A 19,245-nucleotide genomic window follows, 5' to 3' on the forward strand; every position below is an offset into this window, starting at 1 on the left:
CGCTCTCCGAACTGAAACGAGTTACCCGGCTGTTCTCATGCGATCTGCCACTCAACATAGACCAAAGCCGCGACCATTCTATAACGTGTTCTACATGAGCGATCGGGAATACGACGTGGTGGTGGTCGGCAGCGGCGCCGCCGGGATGACCGCGGCCCTCACCGCGGCACACCACGGACTCAGCGTCGTGGTCATCGAGAAGGCCGCGCACTACGGCGGGTCGACCGCGCGCTCCGGGGGCGGGGTGTGGATTCCGGGCAACAAGGCCCTGAAGGCGTCCGGGCGCCCGGACGACCGCGAGGAGGCCAGGACCTACCTGCACAGCATCATCGGCGAGGTGGTGCCGAAGGACCGGATCGACACCTACATCGACCGCGGCGCCGAGGCCTTCGACTTCGTCCTCGACCACACGCCGCTGAAGATGACCTGGGTGCCCGGGTACTCCGACTACTACCCCGAGGCGCCGGGCGGGACGGCTGCCGGGCGCTCCTGCGAGCCCAAGCCGTTCAACGCGAAGGTGCTCGGCGCCGAGCGTTTCAAGCTGGAGCCCAACTACAGCAAGGCACCGCTGAACGTCGTCGTCACCCAGGCCGACTTCAAGCAGCTCAACCTGATCCGCAGGCACCCGCGCGGGATGCTGCGGGCGGCGAAGGTCGGGGCGCGCACCACGTGGGCGCGGCTCACCGGGAAGCACCTGCTCGGGATGGGCCAGGCGCTGGCCGCCGCCATTCGCAAGGGGCTGATGGACGCCGACGTGCCGGTGCTGCTGGAGACGCCGCTGACCGGGCTGGTCGTGGAGAACGGCCGGGTGGTCGGGGTCGACGCCGAGCAGAACGGGGAGGCGGTGCGGTTCACCGCCAAGCGCGGGGTGGTGCTGGCGACCGGCGGGTTCGACCACAATGCGGAGATGCGCGCGAAGTACCAGCGCGCCCCGATCACCACCGACTGGACCACCGGCGCGCCCGCCAATACCGGCGACGGGCACCGGGCCGCCATCGAGCTCGGCGCCGATACCGACATCATGGCGGACGCCTGGTGGGGGCCGACCATTTTCAAGGGCGGCAAGCCGTGGTTCTGCCTCTCCGAGCGGAATCTGCCCGGGTGCATCATCGTGAACGACCGCGGCGAGCGGTTCGGCAATGAATCCGCGCCGTATGTCGAGGCGGTGCACACCATGTACGGCGGGCAGTACGGCGAGGGCGAAGGGCCGGGCGAGAACATTCCGGCGTGGCTGGTCTTCGACCGGCGGTACCGCAATCGGTACATCTTCGCCGGGTTGCAGCCGGGGCAGCGGATTCCCAAGCGCTGGTTGGAGAACGACTACATCGTGTCGGCGCCGACGCTCGCCGAGCTCGCCGAGAAGATCGGGGTGCCCGCCGACAAACTGGCCGGGACCGTCGAGCGGTTCAACGGATTCGCTCGCAGCGGTGTCGACGAGGACTTCCACCGCGGGGACAGCGCGTACGACAAGTACTACGGCGACCCGACCATCAAGCCGAACCCGTGCCTCGGCGCGCTCGAGGAGGGGCCGTTCTACGCGGTGGTCCTGGTTCCGGGCGACCTCGGGACCAAGGGCGGCGTCGTCACCGATACCGCCGGTCGGGTGCTGCGCGAGGATCAGAGCGTGATCGAGGGGCTGTACGCCTCCGGGAACGTGAGCGCGCCGGTCATGGGGCACACGTACGCGGGCCCCGGCGCCACCATCGGCCCGGCGTTGACCTTCGGGTACCTGGCCGTTATGGATATTGTCGAGCAGAGAGCCAAGGAGGGTCGCTGATGCCCATCGATCTCGAACGCGCGCTCGGCGCCGAACTGCCCGGACGGTCGTTCTCCTGGACGCCGTCGGATGTGCAGGTCTACCACCTGGGGCTCGGCGCGGGCACGCGCTGGCTCGACCCGGCCGAGCTGCGCTACCTGGACGACGCCGCCCCGCAGGTGCTGCCCACCTTCGCGGCGGTCGCGCCGACCGTGCACGAGACCGAGCCGCCGCGCGTGAGCTACCCGGGCGTCGATATCGACCTGGCCAAGGTGGTGCACGCGCACCAGGAGATCGTGCTGCACCGGCCCATCCCGGCCTCGGGGAAGGCCTCGCTCACCGGTCGCGTGACCGAGGTCTGGGACAAGGGGTCCGCCGCGGTCGTCGTTCGCGAGCTGACCATTGTCGGGTCCGACGGGGAGCCGCTGTGGACGGATCGGTCGTCCATCTTCGCCAAGGGCGAGGGTGGGTTCGGCGGGGAGCGGGGGCCGTCGACCAAGGTCGAGATTCCCTCGTCCGCTCCGGATTTCGAGGAGCTGGTGCCGATTCTGCCGCAGCAGGCGCTGCTGTACCGGATGAGCGGGGATCGCAATCCGCTGCACTCGGATCCGGCGTTCGCCAAGGGCGCCGGGTTCCCGGCGCCGATTCTGCACGGGCTGTGCACATACGGGATCACCTGCAAGACGGCGACGGATGCGCTTCTCGGGAGCGATGTTTCGAAGGTCGGCGGGTTCCGGGCGCGGTTCGCCGGGGTGGTTTTCCCGGGTGAGACGTTGCGGATTCGCGGCTGGCGTTCCGGGGACGTGGTCACGCTCGGGGTGACCGTCGTCGAGCGGGACGATGCGCCGGTTTTGGCCGATGTGGAGTTGCGGATCGCGTAGACACGGGCGCGAAAGCGCCCCCACCAGCCGTTCCTTTGTCATGATGGCCCGGTGCGGGTACTCGTGACCGGAGCGAACGGCTATGTCGGCCGGGCCGTCGTCGCAGCGCTGCGCGGCCGTGGCCATGAACCCATTCCCATGGTTCGGGCGCCGGGCCGGGTCGGTGAACCCGGTCCGGCCCGAGTCGCCGACCTGCACGATCCACCGTCACTCCGGGAAGCCGTCCGCGACGTGGACGCGGTGTGCCACCTCGCCGGTCGCACCCGTGCCCGTGAATCGCTCACCGACCCCCTCGGCTACTTCCGTACCAACGCGACCGGGACGCTTTCACTGCTCGACGCCATGGATTCAGCCGGAGTCCGCCGCATCGTCTTCGCCTCGACCGGCTCGGTCTACGGCACCCCCGAGCGCCGGCCGATGACCGAAGATCTCCCTCCCGCCCCGCCGCACCCCTATGCCGCCAGCAAGCTCGCCGCCGAACTGGCGCTCGAATCGTTCACCGCCATCACCCTGCGGATGCTGAACGTCGCCGGAGGTTCCGACCCCGACCCCACCCGCCTCCTCCCCCGCGCGCTCACCGCCGCCTGCTGCGGGACTGCTCTCACGGTGAACGGAGACGGATCGGCCGTCCGCGACTACCTCCACATCGCCGACGCCGCGGACGCCTTCGCCACCGCGGTCGACCGGCTGCCCGAGGTCGAGCGGGCGGTGACGTACACCGTCGGGAGCGGGGTTGGCAGCAGCGTGAAGGATGTCGTGGCCGCGGTGGAGCGCGTCACCGGGCGGCCGGTCCCGCTCGAGTACCGCCCGGCGGCGCCGGAGCCTGCGGTGTCGATCAGCGATCCATCCCGGGCGATGGCGGAGCTGGAGTGGTCACCTCGCCGCTCGGAGCTCGAAGAAATCGTTCGGGACGCGTGGACGGCACAGGACAGAACTCTCCGCTGAATGACGCCGACCGCCGAGCCTCAGCCGACTATCGCCGTCGCTTCGACCTCGACGAGAACGTCCGGCTCGAACAGGTAGTCCACGCCGATCAACGAGGCGGGTGGAAGCGGGAGAGGCAGGCCGACGTCGGCGGCGACCCGCTCGACGCCCGCCCTGAAGTCGGCGATCTTCTCGGGCGCCCAGTGCGTCACGTAGAAGGTCAGGCGCAGGACATCCTCGAAGGTGGCGCCCGCGCCGGTCAACCCGATCGCGGTGTTCCGCAGGGCCTGTGCCACCTGACCGGCCAGATCCCCCGGGGCGACGGGCGTGCCGTCGGCCGACCGGGCTATCTGGCCGCTGACGTGCACGTGCCGCGAGCCGGTGCCGACCGCGACGTGGTGATAGGGCGTCGGCTGCATCAAGCCTGCGGGGGTGGAACGGATAACGGGCACGCTGTTCTCCTCGGGTCACTTCCGGACTAGGTATACTGTTGATACTTGGTATGTCCAGGACACTTCAAGGGAACGTGGTTTCATGACCGATACCTCCGAGCTCACAATCAGCACACCGCACCGCGAGTTGCTGGATCAGGTGCTCGACAAGTGGTCCTTGGCGGTACTCAACGAACTGTGCGAACGCCCCTGCCGGTTCAATACCCTGCGCCGCGCGATCCCGACGGTCACGCAGAAATCGCTGACCGCGACGCTGCGCAAGCTCGAGCGCAACGGAATCATCGAGCGGGTACTGCTGAGTTCGCGCCCGGTAGCGGTGGAATATCGGATCACGCCGCTCGGGAAGACGCTGCGTCCGCCGATCGACGCGATCCTGCACTGGGCGACCGAGCACATGGCCGATATCGAGCGTGCCCGCGATCGGTTCGACACCGTCGAGGAGCTACCGGGGTAGGTGGTCGGGCAATCAGGGAAGAAGGTCGAAATATTGCGGCCGGGCCTTCATCGCGTGAATGAGGAGTTCCCCGCCGCTGTCGAAGCGCAAGACCACCAATTCCAGAAGTCGACCGTTCCGGTCGAACCCCAACCGAAACTGGCGCGCGGGATTGTCATCGTCGAGGTCGGCGACATAAACGTGGCGCTGCGCGGCGTAGAGACCGTCGTCTGCACTTATTCCGTGCTTCAGAGCTGACTTGTGTGCCTTCACGCGACCTGGGTCCAGGCCCGCACTGCTTCTCGAATCGCCTCCGACCTGGAGACATGCTCCTGCTCGGCGCGCGCGGTCAACGCCCGCAGCAAAGCCGCGTCCATCCGCACAGGCACCACGACTCCCGGCCCGTCGCCGACCGTCGGTCGTCCGCGCTTGCGTAGCTTCTCGGTGTCGTATCCGGCTTCGGCCTCGTCAGCCCAGCCCTGGATCACCTCGTCGGTGACGGGTTCACCGTTGATCGTCTCGTCAGCCATAACTATTAGTGTAATACGAAATTTTGCTCACGGCGGTACCCGTTCAGACCGGAAGATGGTTGGGCGAGGTGGGGACCGGGATGTCGAACTGCCAGGGGCCGGGCGGGCCGGGGCGGGCGGCGGCGCTCGTGTGCAGGGCCAGGTAGTCGGCGCGGGAGAGTTCGATGGCGCCGAGGGAGGTGAGGTGGCCGGAGGCGATCTGGCAGTCGATGAGAGGGAAGTCCCAGGCGGTGAGCTGGGCGCAGAGCCAGTAGAGCGCGATCTTGGAGGCGTCGCGGGCCCGGGAGAACATGGATTCGCCTGCGAAGGAGCGGCCGCGGGCGACGCCGTAGAGGCCGCCGACCAGCTCGCCATCCCGCCACACCTCGACCGAGTGCGCGTGGCCGAGGTGGTGCAGCCGGAGGTAGGCGGCGAGCATGTCCGAGCCGATCCAGGTTCCGTCGTCGCCGCCGCGCGGTTCGCCGCAGTGCGCCATCACCTCGGCGAACGCGCGGTTCATGGTCACCGCGTAGTCGGCTTTCTCGACGGCTCGGCGGTACGACTTGGTGACGCGCAGGTCGGTCGGTATCAGGATGCTGCGGGGGTCCGGGCAGTACCAGTGGATGATCTCGCCGGGGTTGTACCAGGGGAAGATGCCCGCGGAGTAGGCGCTCAGCAGTCGCTGTGGGGAGAGGTCCCCGCCGAAGGCGATCAGCCCGGAGGGGTCCGCGAGTTCGACAGGTGGGAACGGCTGGTCCGGGTCGGCCAGGTACATCCGCATCAGGTCGGTAGCGTCCACCGGTGAGACGCTACCGACCTCGGCGCGGAGCTTCCTGCTGTCGATCGGCCTAGCCGGCCAGCCGATCGGCGTAGGGGGCGACGAACTTTCCGACGAGGGGCATTTCCGCGCGGACGCCGCCGGTCTTGTTCGCCTGGAGCATGGACATGACCCAGACGACCGCGGTGCAGACCGAGAGGGCGAAGCCGGCCAGGCTGAAGATGATCCCCACGGTTCCGAGGAGCGAGCCGACGATGCTCAGGGCGATATTGAGCACCGAGACCGCGCCGAAGAACACGATCGACTGCGCGGCGTGGAAGCGGACGTCGGGGTCGTTCTTGCCCAGGACGAGGAAGACGATTCCGGTGAGCCAGCCGAGGGCGTAGGAGAGGATCGCGCTGGTCTTCTTGTCCAGGCCGGTCTGCGGGTTGTTCTGGGGGAGCTGTGAAGATGTCATGCCGTAAGTAGATGCCGGGGGCGGCGCCTACCGATCCCAGGTTTCAGAACTCTCCGCTGGTCACGGGGTGGGTCCATTCGGTGGCGGGGAAGCGAAGGAGGCCGGAGCTGCCTGCCGGAGAGCGGCGAGCGCGCACGCGGCGCAGATGATCAGGTAGAGGGTGGGCATCGGGTATTACCTACCGAGTTCGATCGCCTGCGAGAACGGACTCCTGGTAGTCCGCACAAACGGATGTCACCTGCTCCGAGCTAGCGATATAGGCGCGCAGGGCGGGATCTATGAGGCCGGCCAGCTCGCCGATATTGTCGCGGTGGTAGGCGTGCGACAGAGAATAGATCGGCTCGTGGTGGGCGATCCGGTTGCGAAGAAATTCGAAGTCGCGCAACGCCCCGCGCAGCGGACCCGGATTGTCGGCGGGGTCGACCTTCCGCTCCCCTCGCTCCGACAGCCACTTCGCATAGTTCGGGAAGGCCAGCCAGAGTTTTCTGCCTCGCCACAGCGAGCGGTGGTAGTCCAGGGTGCTGTGCCGGGGGATGCCCTCGCCGCAGAGGGCTACCCAGAGGCCGAGACTGGTTCCACCGACGACATCGTCACCCGTCGGAACCGTCGGCCGCCTGCCGCGGCGCCGAGCGAAAGCATCGATGGCGGAGCGCACCTTGTCCAAATCCTTGTCCAACAGGTGGAGGCGAGGCCGGTCACCGAGCGCATCGACGTGCCATCCGGTGGCAGGAGCGACGCCGAGAGAGGCGCACAACCGGGTATTGATCGTGTTGCGTACGGCCATTTCCACGAGCGCGATACTCGGCCAGTAGGCGGCCGACAGTCGGCAGTTCCAGGCGAACAGCCGCGCGGCTCGGCCTGCGTCCGCGTTCGCGGCGGCCAGATACTTGGCATGGCGCGCGGACGACAGGACGGCATCGAGCCGCAGATCCTCCGGTCCCACTACTCCCCCTCGAGCAGAAACCCCTGAACATGAAAGTGCCCCAGGGGGCGGCCTACTGAAGCAGTAGCGGAAGGCCCTGGGGCTGACAAGGTCAGTCTACCAGGGCCAGACATGCATGCGACGATCACGGCTCGACGTCGGTGGCAGGGATCGGGCTCGGCTCTGGAGCCGGAGGCGAGGCGGGTTCGGGGCGGGAACCGTTGCGGCGCACCGCTACTCCGAGCAGGACGAGGGCGCAGAGGATCAGGATCAGGACCGGGGCGGCGAGGGGGGCGTAGGGGAGGTCGAGGGGGACGCTCGCTACGGCGACCGCGCAGCCGGCGAAGAACAGCGCCGCGACGACCGAGGGGATGGTGGTGGGGACGACGCCTGCCGGCGCGGTGACGGTCGCGCTGTTGAGCAGGTAGGTGGTGGCGACCAGACCGGCGGCGGTGCAGACGACCAGGTCGACGTCGGCGACGGCTACCAACCCGACTACCACGAGGACCGCGCAGACGGCGGCGATCCGGAACCACAGGCCGACTGCGGCCAGGAGCAGGACAGCAAGAGCGAGCCACGGCTCGACCGTCGCGACGGAGACGGCGAGCAACACCCCGGAGAGCGCGGCGAGGAAGCGTTTCATCGGCGGGCTCGAATCATCCGGCGGTGCTCGGGGATCAGCTTCATCACCTGGTCGAGCCGCGCGTCCTCCGGCCAGCCGACGATATCGACGCCGACCGTCCCCATGTCGCGGTACATAGCGGTGCGCTCCAGCTGCCACATCTTGCCGAGCGTCGGATCGAGCCCGGCGCGGAACGGGGTGCCGCGCAGGACGTCGACCACGATCACGACGTGACCGCGTTTGCGCAGGTCGATCAGGGCGAGCGCGAACTGGGTGTCGAGCAGGGTGGAGAAGGCGACGATGATCGCGCCGAGGGGGACGGCGGCGTGCGGGGCGAGGGTGCCGGTGGTGGGGATGTGCTCGTCGCCGACGTCGAGCACGGTGTCGACGATGCGGTAGAACTGGCGGCGGCCGATATCGGGGCGCAGCCAGCGCGGGGTCTCGCCGAGGCAGACGACGGCGGTGCGGTCGCCTGCCTGCAGGGTGGACTGCACGACCTGGGCGGCGCCGCGCACGGAGAGCTCCATGGAGTCGGTGGCGGGGCCCGGGGCCTGCTGGGAGGTATCGACCAGGACGACCACGTCGGCGGAGCGGTTCGTGTACCGCTCGGTCACGTAGAGCCTGCCGCGCCGCGCGCTGACCGGCCAGTTGACCAGCCGCAGCTGGTCGCCGGGCGCGTAGGCGCGGATATCGGCGTACTCGACGCCGGGCCCGTGCTTGCGGGTCAGGTGCACCCCGAGCCGCTCCGGCAACTCGGTGCGCGGCAGCGTGAGCCGCTGCGGGTCGGTGATCGGGTACACGTACAGCTGCCCGGCGGGCAGGACGGCGGTGGCGACGGCGAGCCCGGCGGGGCTCAGCGCGGAGACGCGAACAGCCGCCGGGTACCGCCCCCACCGCTGCGCGGAGAGCGCCAACTTCAACCCCGCGGGCGCGAGCCCGGAATCCGAACTCTCCTCGACGTGGATGGCCAGCCCGTCCAGCGGCTCCGGCGTCATCCGGAGCAGCGCGTGCCCGTCGTCGACGAAGGCGGCGACCTCGAAGACCACCTCCTCGGTCTCGAAGCAGCGCAGCGTCCCGGACCCGTCCACCTGGATCCGGGTCCGCGACTGCTGCCACGGCGCGGTGACCAACACCCCGATCATCGGCGCGACGAAAACCACCAGCTGCCAGCGCTGCACCACCAGCGCTAGCAGCAGCGCGACCCCGGCGACCGCGAGCAGCATAAAGACCAGCGGAGCAGGCCGCCACTTCAGCTCCGCCTCGACGGTGGCGCCCGCCTCCCGATGCCTCATGAGTTCGTGGCGCGGGGCACCGGAAGCCGGCGCAGCAACTCCGAGATCACATCCTCGCCGCGGATCCGCCGCACCCACATCTCCGGCCGCAGCGTGATCCGGTGCGCCATGGCGGGCACGGCCAGCGCCTTGACGTCCTCGGGGATCACGTAGTCGCGGCCGAGCAGCAGCGCGCGCGACCGCGACATCTGCACCAGGTCCAGCTCGGCGCGCGGGCTGGCGCCCACCTCGACCTGGGGATGCGCCCGGGTGGCGGCGGCCAGCGCCACGACGTAGCTGACCACGTCGGGGTGCACGGTCACGTACTCCACCGACTGCCGCATCTCCAGCAGCCCCTGGGCGTCGACGACCTGCCCGACCTGCGGCGGCACCGCGCCGCGCTCCAGCCGCCGCCGGATCATCTGCGTCTCGTCGTGCTCGGAGAGGTAGCCGAGCCGCAGCTGGATGGCGAACCGGTCCAGTTGGGCCTCGGGCAGCGGGTAGGTGCCCTCGTACTCGATGGGGTTGTCGGTGGCGAGCACGATGAACGGGTCGGGCAGCGGGAAGGTCTCGCCGTCGATGCTCACCTGCCCCTCGGCCATCGCCTCGAGCAGCGCCGCCTGCGTCTTGGGCGGGGTGCGGTTGATCTCGTCGGCGAGCAGCATATTGGTGAAGATCGGCCCGCGGCGGAAGTTGAAGCGGCCGGTGTTCATATCGTAGATGGTGGAGCCGAGCAGGTCGGCGGGGAGCAGGTCGGGGGTGAACTGCACCCGGGTGAAGTTCAGCCCCAGCGCGGCGGCGAACGATCTGGCGATGAGCGTCTTGCCCAGGCCGGGCAGGTCCTCGATCAGGACGTGGCCGCCCGCGAGCACAGCCACCAGGATCAGCTGCAACTCCTCGCGTTTACCCACCACCACCCGCGACATCTCGCGGAGGATGGCCTCGCTGCGGTGGACGGTAGCGTCCATCGGCATGGTCATGTGAACACCCGCATTTCCCTCGACCCCATTGTCACAACCGCTGCAATCGGCGCAGGATCTCGTCCAGCGCCGCCCGGCCTGGCGCGCGACCGGTGTGGTCGCGAGTCGCCGAATCGGTCGGGTCCACCCACCGCCACAGCTCCGGCCCGAACTGCAACAACCCCGCAGCCTCGGTGGCTCTCCGGTTCTTGGCGATCCGCAGCCCGGTGGAGAGTTCGAACTCCTTCGCCAGCATGGGACGCAGGTGCTTGTCCCAGTCGGCCCTGGTCCCGTCGGCGCGGTCGGCGAGCACGCTCGCCCGCGCGTGCCAGCGCTCCAGCATCTCGGCCGGGCCGTTCTCCATGTCGTCCGGCGGGAGGTCCGGCTCGCTGAACGGCGCGCGCTCGCCCAGCCACCAGCGGGCCAGCATCCAGAGCACCAGCGCGAGCGGCACCGCGGCGACGATCAGCGCCAGCTCGCGCGCCACCCGGAAGGCGATCAGCTCGACGAAGAGCACGGCCACCGCGCCCGCCGCCACCACACCTGCGCGGTTCATGCCATCTCCCCCTGCAGATCGGCGAGCACGACCCGGAGCAGCTGCTCGGCGCGCATGCGCTGCCACTCCAGCATGGAGTGCGGGCTGAACCGCGCCTCCTCGAACATGGCGACCAGCTCGCGCGCCGAGGCGTCGCGCAGCGCGCCGTGCTCGAAGGCGCGCGCCAGCACCTCCATGGGGGTGTCGGAGGCGAGCGGCGCGGCGGCGCGGTCGGCGGAGAGGCCGCGCTCCATGGCGACGTAGCAGGCGATGATGGCGGTGCGGGCGTCCTGGCCCGGCGCGTTCATGGCGGCCAGCCCCATCTCGGCGGCGCGGGCCAGCGTGTCGATCTGGCTCGGGGTCTCCGGCTCCGGCGGCGCGGTGACCACCCGCCTGCGGGTGCTCGGGCCGGAGAAGAGCACCACCAGCAGGCCGAGCAGCGCGGCGCCGAGCAGTACGGCGGCGGTGACCGCGGTGAGCAGCAGCGCGGTGCCGTCCAGGCCGAGCGGGGCCGCGCCCGGATCGGGGGGCGGGGCGTCGGTGGTGAGCGGGGCGGTGCCGGTCGGCGACGGCGGCAGCGTCACCTCCCCCGGCTCCTCCGCCGGCGCGGTGGCCCGGAGCAGGTAGGCCACCGACCCCACCGCGAGCGCCATGGCGAGCAGCGCCAGCCCGGCGACCACCAGCACCCCGATCGGGCCGAGCTTGCCGAGCTCCCGCTCCTCCGCGCGCTCCGGCTCCGGCACCGCGAGCGGCAGCCGGTGCCTGGAGGCGATCACGCCCGCGGTCAGGATCACCACCGAGACGGTGAGCAGCACCGGCATGAGCGCGAGGGTGAGCGCCGACGGCGCGGCGGGCTCCGGCGGGCGCGCGGCCTCGGCGCCGGGCAGGTGGCCGCGGAGCGCGACGACGGCACAGCAGAGCAGCGCGATCGATACGACCACGCGTGCGACCGGCGCGCCCGCCCTTGCCACGTTCAGTTCACCAACCCCGATCACACCGAATTCGCCCACATAGTTACATGGCGGGTGGTCCGCTCGAGTCCGAATCGGTGACATCCGGATGGCTCACAAAGCGCTCTCACCAGCGATCTTGCGGACTGGTCGGGTTCAGCCACAAACCGCACCGCGGTCTCCTGTGGAATCTCACTCCGCTGTCTCAGGAGGATGGAACAGGTTTCAGTTCGGCGAGCCTGCTGAGCATGCGGGCCAGGCCGGGGATCGGGGTGGTGCCTGCGGCGAGCTCGGCGGGCGGGACGGTCGCCTCGACGGTCAGGTGCGCGCCCGCGTCGTGCATGACATCGACGAAGGTGACCAGCCGGGCCGTCCAGGACGGCGGGACCAGGCGCAGCGGGGGCACGCCGGTGAGCGTGATCCGGGGATGCGCCGCGACCAGGGCCAAATAGTCTCCGGCGGCCCCGGCGTCGCCGCAGACCGCGGTGAAGGGCAGGGCGACGCCGTCGCCCGCGGGGACCGGGCGGAGGGCGCGGCGCACCGGGCGGCCCGGTGGCGGCAGGGCGGGCACGACCCCGGTGATCCGGTAGGTGCCGCCCGCGAAACCGCCCGCGGCCCGCTCGCCGCAGGCCCGGTAGTCGCGCGGTCCGTCCACCGGGAGGACGGTGAAGCGCTCGGTGATGAGCGCGATGGTGGGCTCGAACTGCTCGTGGAAAATCGGGTTCGGCAGCAGCTCGGCCGGCGCCTGGTTGGCTGTGACGATTACCAGGACGCGGCGGGCGATCAGGACGTCGAGCAGGCGGGCGATGAGCATGCCGTCGCCGATGTCGTCCACCTGGAACTCGTCGAAGCAGAGCAGGGCGACGTCGCCGACCACCATGTCGACGGCGGTGCGCATGGAGCCGGTGATCCGGACGGCGGCGCTCAGGTCGGCGAAGAAGCGGTGGAAGTGCAGCCGGGCCTTGTGTTTCGAGGTGGTGGCGGTGAAGAAGCGGTCCATGAGCATGGTCTTGCCGCGGCCGGGGCGGCCGTGCAGGTAGACGCCTGCCGGGCGGGGGCCGCCGGGTCTGCGCACGCGGCCGCGGCGGTCCAGCAGGGCGTCGAGGGCGGCCGCGGCGGCCTGCTGTGCGGGGTCGAGTGTCGGATCGGGCATCGACCCCGGTTGTATCAGGGCCAACCGAACTCGCTGTACGGGGTGCCGGTGCGCCAGCCGTCGATGCCGAGTGCCGGGTAGCGGATGAGGTCGGCGGGGAGGGCGTCGAGCGGGAACCAGCGGAGTTCGTAGCAGCGGTCCGGTTCGCGGTTCTCCGGGGTGCCGGACCAGTGCTCGGTGTGGAAGAACAGGCCGAGCCGGGAGTCCCGGTTCGGGGCGGTGACGTGGGCGGTGTGCACGAGGCGCAGGGTGCCGGGATCGATCTCGACCCCGACCTCCTCGCGCGCCTCCCGCACCGCGCCGAGCGCGGCCGGTTCGCCCGCCTCCAGCTTGCCCGCGGGCAGGTGCCAGCGGGCGTCGAACTCGTCGCCGCTGCGGCGCAGGCTCAGCAGGATCTCGTCCTGCCTGGTGAGCAGGGCGTGCACATCGACAACGTGCCGGGTGATCACGGCGGCGCTCCTCTCCGGCGCGGGATGGGTGCGCCGGATCCAGCGTGCCGGCGGAGCACGCGCCGCTGCAGGTCGGGCCGCCGGTGAGCAGCCCGACCGAGTTCACGCCGCGCTGAGAATCAGCCCTGACGTCGGGACGCCGGTACCCGCCGTCACCAGGACGTTCCGAACGTCCGGCACCTGGTTCACCGAGGAGCCGCGCAACTGTCTGACCGCTTCGGCGATGCCGTTCATCCCGTGGATGTACGCCTCCCCCAACTGCCCGCCGTGCGTGTTCAGCGGCAACCGCCCGCCGAGCTCGATGGCACCGTCCGCGATGAACTCCCGCGCCTCGCCGCGCCCGCAGAACCCCAGCTCCTCGAGCTGCATGAGCACGAACGGCGTGAAGTGGTCGTAGAGGACCGCCGTCTGGATGTCGTCCGGGCGCAGCCCGCTCTGTGCCCAGAGCTGGTCGCCGACCAGCCCCATCTCCGGGAGGCCGGTGAGCGCGTCGCGGTAGTAGCTGGTCATGACGTACTGGTCGGCGCCGCTGCCCTGGGCGGCGGCGGTGATCACCGCGGCCGGGTTGGGCAGCTCCTTCGCCCGCTCGGCGCTGACGATCACCAGCGCGACCCCGCCGTCCGACTCCTGGCAGCAGTCCAGCAGGTGCAGCGGCTCGGCGATCCAGCGCGAGTTCTGGTGGTCGTCGAGCGTGATCGGCTTGCCGTGGAAGAAGGCGTTCGGGTTCACCGCGGCGTGCTTGCGGTCGGCCACCGCGACCCGCCCGAGGTCCGCGCTGGTGGCCCCGTACACGTGCATGTACCGACGAGCCACCATCGCCACCTGCGCCGCCGGGGTCCCGAGCCCGTGCGGGTAGGACCACCCGGCGTCGATCCCGGACGAGGTCGGCGCCGCCGCCAGCGAGGCGGAGAACTGCCCGAACCGCGACACCGAGCGCTCGTTGAACGCCCGGTACGCCACCACCACGTCGGCGACCCCGGTCGCCACCGCCATGGCCGCCTGCTGCACGGTGGCGCAGGCCGCGCCGCCGCCGTAGCCGATGTGGCTGAAGAAGGTGAGCTGTGGGATGCCGACCGCCCGCGCCACCGCCACCTGCAGGTTGGTGTCCATGGTGAAGGTGGTGAGGCCGTCCACGTCGGCGGGGGTGAGTCCGGCGTCGGCGAGCGCCGCGGTCACCGCCTCGGCGGCCAGCCGGAGCTCGCTGCGCCCGGACTCCTTGGAGAAGTCGGTGGCGCCGATCCCGGCGATCGCGGCCTTGCCGGACAGTCCGCTCATGCTGTGTCCTCTCGTGACATGAGCGAGGGCCCTCCGTGGCTACGCTGCGCTCCCGCCTCCGGGCCTGACTCGCTCATGCCGAATTCCCCTTCGTGATGACGACTTTCGCCGTGATGTGGTCGCCGAGGGAGTCGCTGCCGGTCACCGCGAGGTGCACGTCGTCGCCGTCCACCGCGGTGACCTCGCCGCGCAGGGTGAGGGTGTCGCCCGCGTACAGCGGGACGCCGAGCCGCAGCTTGATGGAGCGCACGATCGCCGTCGGCCCGGCCCAGTCGGTGACGAAGCGCTGCACCAAACCCGTGTCGGTGAGGATATTGACGAAGATGTCCTTGGAGCCGCGGGCGACCGCCTTGTCCCGGTCGTGGTGCACGTCCTGGAAATCGCGGGTCGCCAGCGCGGTGCTGATCACGAAGGTGGGGTCGGCGTGAATCGCCAGCTCCGGCAGCACGGTGCCGACCTCGACGCTCATGCTGTGTCCACTGCGCATGAGCGAGGGCCCTCCGTGGCTACGCTCCGCTCCCGCCTCCGGGCCTGACTCGCTCATGCGCGCACCTGCCAGAACGGGAGCACGGTGTCGTCGTCGAGTTGCTCGAACCCGACCTCGACTTTCAGGTCCACCGTCACCTGATCCGGTTCGATGCCGCGCAGTTCGCCGAGCATCCGCACCCCCTCCTCCAGTTCCACCAGCGCCACCACGAAGGGCAGCGCGCGGCCGGGCACCTTGGGCGCGTGGTGCACGACATAGCTGAACACCGTGCCGCGGCCGCTCGCCACGACGTAGTCGGTCGGTTCGGACTTGTCCTGCCAGATGGCCGGGATCGGCGGGTGCTGCAGGGTGCCGTCCGGCTTGCGCTGGATCCGCAGCTCCCCGGCCTTCGTTCCGTCCCAGAAGAACTCGGTGTCGTGCGAGACCAGCGGCTTGACCCGCTGCCCCTTGTCCACGGCTGGTTTCGCCGTGCCCGGGGCGAATTTCAGCAGCCGCCAGAGCATTTCGGTGACCACCTCGTCACCGACCCGCCACGTGATGGTGTAGGTGAGGAACCAGCCGTCGCCGAGCCCGGTGCGCTTGGGGCCGACCACCTCGTCCAGCCTGCTGGTGACGGTCACCTGCTCGCCGGGGACCAGGTAGCGGTGGTAGGTCTGCTCGCAGTTGGTGGCGACGACGGAGGTGAAGCCCGCGGCGTCGAGCAGCTCGTTGGTGGCGTGCATCGGGTCGTCGGCGGGGCGGTCGCCATTGAGCCCGAGCATGGTCCAGACCTGGGCCATGGCGGGCGGGGCGACGATGCCGGGGTGCCCGGCGGCGCGCGCGGCCGCGTCGTCGACGTAGATCGGGTTGCGGTCGCCGAGCGCCTCGACCCAGTTGTTGATCATGGGCTGGTTCACCGGGTCGCGCCCGGCCCGCGGCGCGGATTCGCCCCTGGCTCGAATCTCCTCGGCGGCGTCCCGGATCCCTTCCGGTGTGCTCACGACAGTCCTTCCGTTACCGGGGTACCCGGGGCAGTTTCAGCCCCGAGGAGGCGACGAGTTCGCGCATGACCTCGTTGACGCCGCCGCCGAAGGTCACCACCAGGTTCTGCTTGGTCCGCCGGTCCAGCCAGGTGAGCAGCTCGGCGGTGGCGGGCTCGGCCGGGTCGCCGTAGCCGCCGACGATCTCCTCGGCCAGCCTGCCCGCCTCCTGCAGCGCCTCGGTGGAGTACACCTTGGTGGCGGAGGCGTCGGCGATGACGTCGTTGGGGTCCGCGTCCGCGCGCTCGGCGGCCGCGGCGACCTGCCAGTTCAGCAGTTCGTTGAGCCGAACCATGGCGTGCATCCGGCCCAGCGAGCGCTGCACGTCCGGCTTCTCCAGCACGCCGCGCGGCCGCGCCCAGGAGTACACCCGGTCGTAGAGCTGCTCGATCTTGCCGGAGGGGCCGAGCCCGACCCGCTCGTGGTTGAGCTGGGTGGTGATCAGCCGCCAGCCCCGATCCACCTCGCCGACCAGCATCCCGGCCGGGACCCGGACATTGTCGAAGTAGGTGGCGTTGGTGTGGTGCGCGCCGTCGCTGGTGATGATCGGCGTCCACGAGTAGCCGGGGTCGGTGGTGTCGACGATCAGGATGGTGATGCCGCGGTGCCGCGATTCGGCGCTGCCGGTGCGGGCGGCCAGCCAGACGTAGTCGGCCTCGTGCGCGCCGGTGGTGTAGACCTTCTGGCCGTTCACCACCCAGTCGCCGGTGGCCTCGTCGCGGACCGCGCTGGTGCGCAGCGCCGCGAGGTCGGTGCCCGCGTCCGGCTCGGAGTAGCCGATGGCGAAGTGGATGTCGCCGGAGAGGATGCCGGGCAGGAACTTCCGCTTCTGCTCCTCGGTGCCGTAGCTCTGCAGCGTCGGGCCGACGGTGAGCAGGGTGACGAGCGGCAGGGGCACATCGGCGCGGACCGCCTCGTTGTAGAAGATCTGCTGCTCGACGGCGCCGAAGCCGCCGCCGCCGTACTCCTTGGGCCAGCCGACCCCGAGCCTGCCGTCCCGGCCCATCCGGCGCACGACGGCGCGGTAGGCGTCGCCGTGCCGGTTCACCGACATCTCGGCGTGCTCCTCCGGCGTCACCAGGTCGGCGAAGTACGCGCGCAGCTCGGCGCGCAGCCTGCGTTGCTCGATGGTCAGGTCGATGTACATCTGGCCCCCAATCGATCGAGTCGGAAGGACGCGCCGCCCAGTCGCCGGGCGAGGTCCTTGGCCTGTGAGTAGTAGCGGTGCATGGGGTGGGTGATGTCCACGCCGAGCCCGCCGTGCAGGTGGTGACACTTCTGCATGGCGGCGGGCAGCTCGGACGCGACCGTGTACGCGAGCACCTCGAGGTCGTCGTCGATCCGCTCCAGGTGCTCCGGGCTCGAATCGTCCTGGGCGAGTGCCCAGTTCGCGGACTGCGCGGCGGCGCCGACGGTCCGCGAGACCACGTACAGATCGGCGATCTGCTGGGCCACCGCCTGGAACTGGGCCAGCGGCCTGCCGAACTGGTGCCGCACCCGGACGTGCTCGGCGGTGAGCGCGAGCGCGCCGCGCAGCAGGCCGTCGGCGACCGAGCCGATGGCGGCCACCGCGGCCCGGTGCAGCACCGGCAGCGGCAGCGCGAGCAGCTGCGCCTCCGGGACGGTGACGCCGGTCAGCCGGACCGTCGCCTCCCGGTCGCCGCCGGAGGCCGGGCTCGGCGTCACCTCGAGGCCGGGGGCGTCGCCCTCGACCAGCGCGATCCCGGCGTCGGTGGGGATCAGCAGCCAGCGCGCCTCCGCCGCGTACGGCACCGCCACCTTGTGCCCGGTGATGGTCACCGACCCGGCTTCGCGCACGGCGGTGGTCTGCGGCGTCTCGGTGAACGGCGCGCCCTGCTCGCTGAGCGCGGCGGTCAGCACCGCGCCCTCGGCGACCGCGCCGAACACCCGCTCCGCCAGCTCGTCCGGCAGCGCGTCCAGCAGCGGCACGACGCCGAAGCCGAGCGTCGGCAGCGCGGGCACCGCGACCGCGTCGGTGGCGAGCTCGGTGAGCAGCACCGACACCTCGGAAAGCCCCATGCCTGCGCCGCCGAGCTTCTCCGGCAGCGGCACCGCGAGCAGCCCGGAGTCCACGAGCCGCGGCCACAGCTCCATGTCCCGCTGCGCATTGCGCTCCAGCAGGCTCACGACCACCTCGGCGATCGCGTCCTGACTCTCGTCCCTGGTGAAATCCACGTTCGTCCCCGTCCCTACGTCTGCTCTCTCGGCAGCCCGAGGATCCGCTCACCGGCGACGGTCAGCAGGATCTGCTCGGTGCCGCCCGCGATGGACAGGCACCGGGTGAGCAGGAACTCCTTGACCTCAGCGGTCTCCTGCGCGCCGACCGTGCCCGCCACCTCGACCGCGAACTCCGCGACCGCCTGGCGATGCCGTACACCCACCAGTTTGCGCACACTGCTCTGCGCCGAGGGGTCGGAACCGGTGAGCATGCGCACGGCGGCGTGCTGCTCCAGCAGCAGGCCCGCGATGGCGTCCGAGATCAGCGCGCCGAGTTTGTCGTTGCGCAGCTCGGCGCCGGGGCCGGTGGCCGGGAGCTTGGCGACCAGCTCCTCCAGCGCGGTGCCGATGCCGCTGCCGCTCATGGCGACCCGCTCGGCGGCGAGCGTGGCGCGGGTGATCTTCCAGCCGTTGTTCAGGTCGCCGACCAGGTTCTCGTCCGGGACGAAGACGTCGTCCAGGAAGACCTCGCTGAACCTGGCCTCGCCGGTGATCTGCACCAGCGGGCGGATCGTCAGGCCCGGGGAGTCCATCTTCAGCAGGAAGTACGAGATGCCCTTGTGCTTGGGGGCATCCGGGTCGGTGCGGGCCAGGCAGATGGCCCAGTTCGCCTTGTCGGCGAGTGAGGTCCAGACCTTCTGGCCGCGCAGGATCCAGCCGCCGTCGGTGCGCTTGGCCGTGGTGCGCAGGGCGGCCAGGTCGGAGCCCGCCTCCGGCTCGCTGAAGAGCTGGCACCAGAGGACGTCGCCGCGCAGGGTCGGCCAGGCGAACCGCTCGACCTGCTCTTCGCTGCCGTGCTGCAGGAGGGTGGGGACGGCCCAGCCGCCGATGGTGAGGTCGGGGACGTCGACGCCGGCGCGGCGCAGCTCCTCCGAGATCATCAGGCCGGTCATGGGGTCGGCGGCGCGGCCGTAGGGGCGGGGCCAGTGCGGCATGATCATGCCCGCCTCGGCCAGTGCGGCGCGCTGTTCCGCCGCGGGGAGCGCGGCGATGGCCGCGACCTCGGCGGCGAGGTCGCCGCCGGAGGCGGCTACCTGGCCGCTCCCGGCGACCGTATCGGCTCCGGCGACCGCGCCGGCTCCGGTGGCAGTGCCGGCACCGGTGGCAGTGCCGGCACCGGTGGCAGTGCCGGCACCGGTGGCAGTGCCGGCACCGGTGGCAGTGCCGGCACCGGT

General features: G+C 70.6%; 23 protein-coding genes. 4 read left to right on the plus strand and 19 right to left on the minus strand.

Annotated features, from left to right (window positions below):
- Positions 1 to 37: 37 nt before the first annotated feature.
- The 3 genes from kstD to ACFUUZ_RS22180 are packed head-to-tail and all read left to right on the plus strand — an operon-like array spanning position 38 to position 3,582.
- Positions 38 to 1,777, plus strand: a complete 1,740-nt coding sequence (gene kstD / locus ACFUUZ_RS22170; protein ID WP_378699112.1) for a 3-oxosteroid 1-dehydrogenase — start codon at positions 38 to 40, stop codon at positions 1,775 to 1,777.
- On the plus strand, positions 1,777 to 2,637 hold the full coding sequence (locus ACFUUZ_RS22175; RefSeq protein ID WP_378699114.1) for a MaoC/PaaZ C-terminal domain-containing protein: 861 nt from the start codon (positions 1,777 to 1,779) through the stop codon (positions 2,635 to 2,637). The genes kstD and ACFUUZ_RS22175 overlap by 1 nt, the downstream gene beginning before the upstream one ends.
- A 51-nt stretch (positions 2,638 to 2,688) precedes the next feature.
- Complete coding sequence (locus tag ACFUUZ_RS22180; RefSeq protein WP_378699116.1) at positions 2,689 to 3,582, plus strand: NAD-dependent epimerase/dehydratase family protein; 894 nt, start codon at positions 2,689 to 2,691, stop codon at positions 3,580 to 3,582.
- 20 nt (positions 3,583 to 3,602) lie between these two features.
- Here ACFUUZ_RS22180 and ACFUUZ_RS22185 read toward each other — a convergent pair whose 3' ends face one another.
- Positions 3,603 to 3,980: a RidA family protein gene (locus ACFUUZ_RS22185; protein WP_378699157.1), complete on the minus strand. Its 378-nt coding sequence runs from the start codon at positions 3,978 to 3,980 to the stop codon at positions 3,603 to 3,605.
- A gap of 115 nt (positions 3,981 to 4,095) precedes the next feature.
- Here ACFUUZ_RS22185 and ACFUUZ_RS22190 point away from each other — a divergent pair, with 115 nt between their 5' ends.
- Positions 4,096 to 4,467, plus strand: a complete 372-nt coding sequence (locus ACFUUZ_RS22190; protein WP_378699118.1) for a winged helix-turn-helix transcriptional regulator — start codon at positions 4,096 to 4,098, stop codon at positions 4,465 to 4,467.
- Positions 4,468 to 4,479: 12 nt separating this feature from the next.
- On the opposite strand, the gene ACFUUZ_RS22195 is transcribed toward ACFUUZ_RS22190, so the two are convergent.
- The 18 genes from ACFUUZ_RS22195 to ACFUUZ_RS22280 all read right to left on the minus strand — a co-directional run.
- The gene (locus tag ACFUUZ_RS22195) at positions 4,480 to 4,719 is read right to left on the minus strand and encodes a toxin (RefSeq protein WP_378699120.1); all 240 of its coding nucleotides are present in this window, start codon (positions 4,717 to 4,719) and stop codon (positions 4,480 to 4,482) included.
- Positions 4,716 to 4,976, minus strand: a complete 261-nt coding sequence (locus ACFUUZ_RS22200) for a ribbon-helix-helix domain-containing protein (RefSeq protein ID WP_378699122.1) — start codon at positions 4,974 to 4,976, stop codon at positions 4,716 to 4,718. Before ACFUUZ_RS22200 ends, ACFUUZ_RS22195 begins: the two co-directional genes overlap by 4 nt.
- A gap of 43 nt (positions 4,977 to 5,019) precedes the next feature.
- Positions 5,020 to 5,754, minus strand: coding sequence for a leucyl/phenylalanyl-tRNA--protein transferase (gene aat, locus ACFUUZ_RS22205; RefSeq protein ID WP_378699125.1), 735 nt, complete (start codon positions 5,752 to 5,754; stop codon positions 5,020 to 5,022).
- A 49-nt stretch (positions 5,755 to 5,803) separates the two neighbouring features.
- Positions 5,804 to 6,190, minus strand: a complete 387-nt coding sequence (locus ACFUUZ_RS22210) for a DUF4870 domain-containing protein (protein WP_378699127.1) — start codon at positions 6,188 to 6,190, stop codon at positions 5,804 to 5,806.
- Between the two features lie 178 nt (positions 6,191 to 6,368).
- Positions 6,369 to 7,133, minus strand: coding sequence for a CAAX protease (locus ACFUUZ_RS22215; protein ID WP_378699129.1), 765 nt, complete (start codon positions 7,131 to 7,133; stop codon positions 6,369 to 6,371).
- A 124-nt stretch (positions 7,134 to 7,257) separates the two neighbouring features.
- The gene (locus ACFUUZ_RS22220; protein WP_378699131.1) at positions 7,258 to 7,755 is read right to left on the minus strand and encodes a hypothetical protein; all 498 of its coding nucleotides are present in this window, start codon (positions 7,753 to 7,755) and stop codon (positions 7,258 to 7,260) included.
- Complete coding sequence (locus tag ACFUUZ_RS22225; RefSeq protein ID WP_378699132.1) at positions 7,752 to 9,026, minus strand: DUF58 domain-containing protein; 1,275 nt, start codon at positions 9,024 to 9,026, stop codon at positions 7,752 to 7,754. The genes ACFUUZ_RS22220 and ACFUUZ_RS22225 overlap by 4 nt, the downstream gene beginning before the upstream one ends.
- Positions 9,023 to 9,985 carry an AAA family ATPase gene (locus tag ACFUUZ_RS22230; RefSeq protein ID WP_378699134.1) on the minus strand — a complete coding sequence of 321 codons (963 nt, stop codon included), beginning with the start codon at positions 9,983 to 9,985 and terminating at the stop codon, positions 9,023 to 9,025. Before ACFUUZ_RS22230 ends, ACFUUZ_RS22225 begins: the two co-directional genes overlap by 4 nt.
- A gap of 31 nt (positions 9,986 to 10,016) precedes the next feature.
- Positions 10,017 to 10,520, minus strand: a complete 504-nt coding sequence (locus ACFUUZ_RS22235; RefSeq protein ID WP_378699136.1) for a hypothetical protein — start codon at positions 10,518 to 10,520, stop codon at positions 10,017 to 10,019.
- On the minus strand, positions 10,517 to 11,440 hold the full coding sequence (locus ACFUUZ_RS22240; RefSeq protein ID WP_378699138.1) for a DUF4129 domain-containing protein: 924 nt from the start codon (positions 11,438 to 11,440) through the stop codon (positions 10,517 to 10,519). The genes ACFUUZ_RS22235 and ACFUUZ_RS22240 overlap by 4 nt, the downstream gene beginning before the upstream one ends.
- 214 nt (positions 11,441 to 11,654) lie before the next feature.
- On the minus strand, positions 11,655 to 12,602 hold the full coding sequence (zapE, locus tag ACFUUZ_RS22245) for a cell division protein ZapE (protein ID WP_378699140.1): 948 nt from the start codon (positions 12,600 to 12,602) through the stop codon (positions 11,655 to 11,657).
- Positions 12,603 to 12,616: 14 nt separating this feature from the next.
- A complete protein-coding gene (locus ACFUUZ_RS22250) occupies positions 12,617 to 13,051 on the minus strand; it encodes an NUDIX domain-containing protein (protein WP_378699142.1) in 435 nt (144 codons plus the stop codon).
- A gap of 102 nt (positions 13,052 to 13,153) precedes the next feature.
- Positions 13,154 to 14,326 carry a lipid-transfer protein gene (locus tag ACFUUZ_RS22255; RefSeq protein ID WP_378699144.1) on the minus strand — a complete coding sequence of 391 codons (1,173 nt, stop codon included), beginning with the start codon at positions 14,324 to 14,326 and terminating at the stop codon, positions 13,154 to 13,156.
- 73 nt (positions 14,327 to 14,399) lie between these two features.
- Complete coding sequence (locus ACFUUZ_RS22260) at positions 14,400 to 14,795, minus strand: MaoC family dehydratase (RefSeq protein WP_378699145.1); 396 nt, start codon at positions 14,793 to 14,795, stop codon at positions 14,400 to 14,402.
- 71 nt (positions 14,796 to 14,866) lie between these two features.
- Positions 14,867 to 15,793: a bifunctional MaoC family dehydratase N-terminal/OB-fold nucleic acid binding domain-containing protein gene (locus ACFUUZ_RS22265; RefSeq protein WP_378699147.1), complete on the minus strand. Its 927-nt coding sequence runs from the start codon at positions 15,791 to 15,793 to the stop codon at positions 14,867 to 14,869.
- A gap of 13 nt (positions 15,794 to 15,806) precedes the next feature.
- On the minus strand, positions 15,807 to 16,979 hold the full coding sequence (locus ACFUUZ_RS22270) for an acyl-CoA dehydrogenase family protein (RefSeq protein ID WP_378699149.1): 1,173 nt from the start codon (positions 16,977 to 16,979) through the stop codon (positions 15,807 to 15,809).
- On the minus strand, positions 16,964 to 18,028 hold the full coding sequence (locus ACFUUZ_RS22275; RefSeq protein ID WP_378699151.1) for an acyl-CoA dehydrogenase family protein: 1,065 nt from the start codon (positions 18,026 to 18,028) through the stop codon (positions 16,964 to 16,966). Before ACFUUZ_RS22275 ends, ACFUUZ_RS22270 begins: the two co-directional genes overlap by 16 nt.
- Positions 18,029 to 18,042: 14 nt before the next feature.
- A partial coding sequence (locus ACFUUZ_RS22280; RefSeq protein WP_378699153.1) for an acyl-CoA dehydrogenase family protein occupies positions 18,043 to 19,245 on the minus strand: 1,203 nt, incomplete at its 5' end.

This window comes from Nocardia sp. NPDC057353, from assembly GCF_042667085.1.
In the GTDB taxonomy this organism is placed as follows: Bacteria; Actinomycetota; Actinomycetes; order Mycobacteriales; family Mycobacteriaceae; genus Nocardia.

What these genes read in the sequence shown, in the direction of transcription:
- kstD (WP_378699112.1), top strand. Translation starts at nt 38, where the DNA reads ATGCGATCTGCCACTCAACATAGACCAAAGCCGCGACCATTCTATAAC.
- ACFUUZ_RS22175 (WP_378699114.1), top strand. Translation starts at nt 1,777, where the DNA reads ATGCCCATCGATCTCGAACGCGCGCTCGGCGCCGAACTGCCCGGACGG.
- ACFUUZ_RS22185 (WP_378699157.1), bottom strand. Translation starts at nt 3,980, where the DNA reads ATGCAGCCGACGCCCTATCACCACGTCGCGGTCGGCACCGGCTCGCGG.
- ACFUUZ_RS22190 (WP_378699118.1), top strand. Translation starts at nt 4,096, where the DNA reads ATGACCGATACCTCCGAGCTCACAATCAGCACACCGCACCGCGAGTTG.
- ACFUUZ_RS22200 (WP_378699122.1), bottom strand. Translation starts at nt 4,976, where the DNA reads ATGGCTGACGAGACGATCAACGGTGAACCCGTCACCGACGAGGTGATC.
- ACFUUZ_RS22210 (WP_378699127.1), bottom strand. Translation starts at nt 6,190, where the DNA reads ATGACATCTTCACAGCTCCCCCAGAACAACCCGCAGACCGGCCTGGAC.
- ACFUUZ_RS22220 (WP_378699131.1), bottom strand. Translation starts at nt 7,755, where the DNA reads ATGAAACGCTTCCTCGCCGCGCTCTCCGGGGTGTTGCTCGCCGTCTCC.
- ACFUUZ_RS22225 (WP_378699132.1), bottom strand. Translation starts at nt 9,026, where the DNA reads ATGAGGCATCGGGAGGCGGGCGCCACCGTCGAGGCGGAGCTGAAGTGG.
- ACFUUZ_RS22230 (WP_378699134.1), bottom strand. Translation starts at nt 9,985, where the DNA reads ATGACCATGCCGATGGACGCTACCGTCCACCGCAGCGAGGCCATCCTC.
- ACFUUZ_RS22235 (WP_378699136.1), bottom strand. Translation starts at nt 10,520, where the DNA reads ATGAACCGCGCAGGTGTGGTGGCGGCGGGCGCGGTGGCCGTGCTCTTC.
- zapE (WP_378699140.1), bottom strand. Translation starts at nt 12,602, where the DNA reads ATGCCCGATCCGACACTCGACCCCGCACAGCAGGCCGCCGCGGCCGCC.
- ACFUUZ_RS22255 (WP_378699144.1), bottom strand. Translation starts at nt 14,326, where the DNA reads ATGAGCGGACTGTCCGGCAAGGCCGCGATCGCCGGGATCGGCGCCACC.
- ACFUUZ_RS22260 (WP_378699145.1), bottom strand. Translation starts at nt 14,795, where the DNA reads ATGAGCGTCGAGGTCGGCACCGTGCTGCCGGAGCTGGCGATTCACGCC.
- ACFUUZ_RS22270 (WP_378699149.1), bottom strand. Translation starts at nt 16,979, where the DNA reads ATGTACATCGACCTGACCATCGAGCAACGCAGGCTGCGCGCCGAGCTG.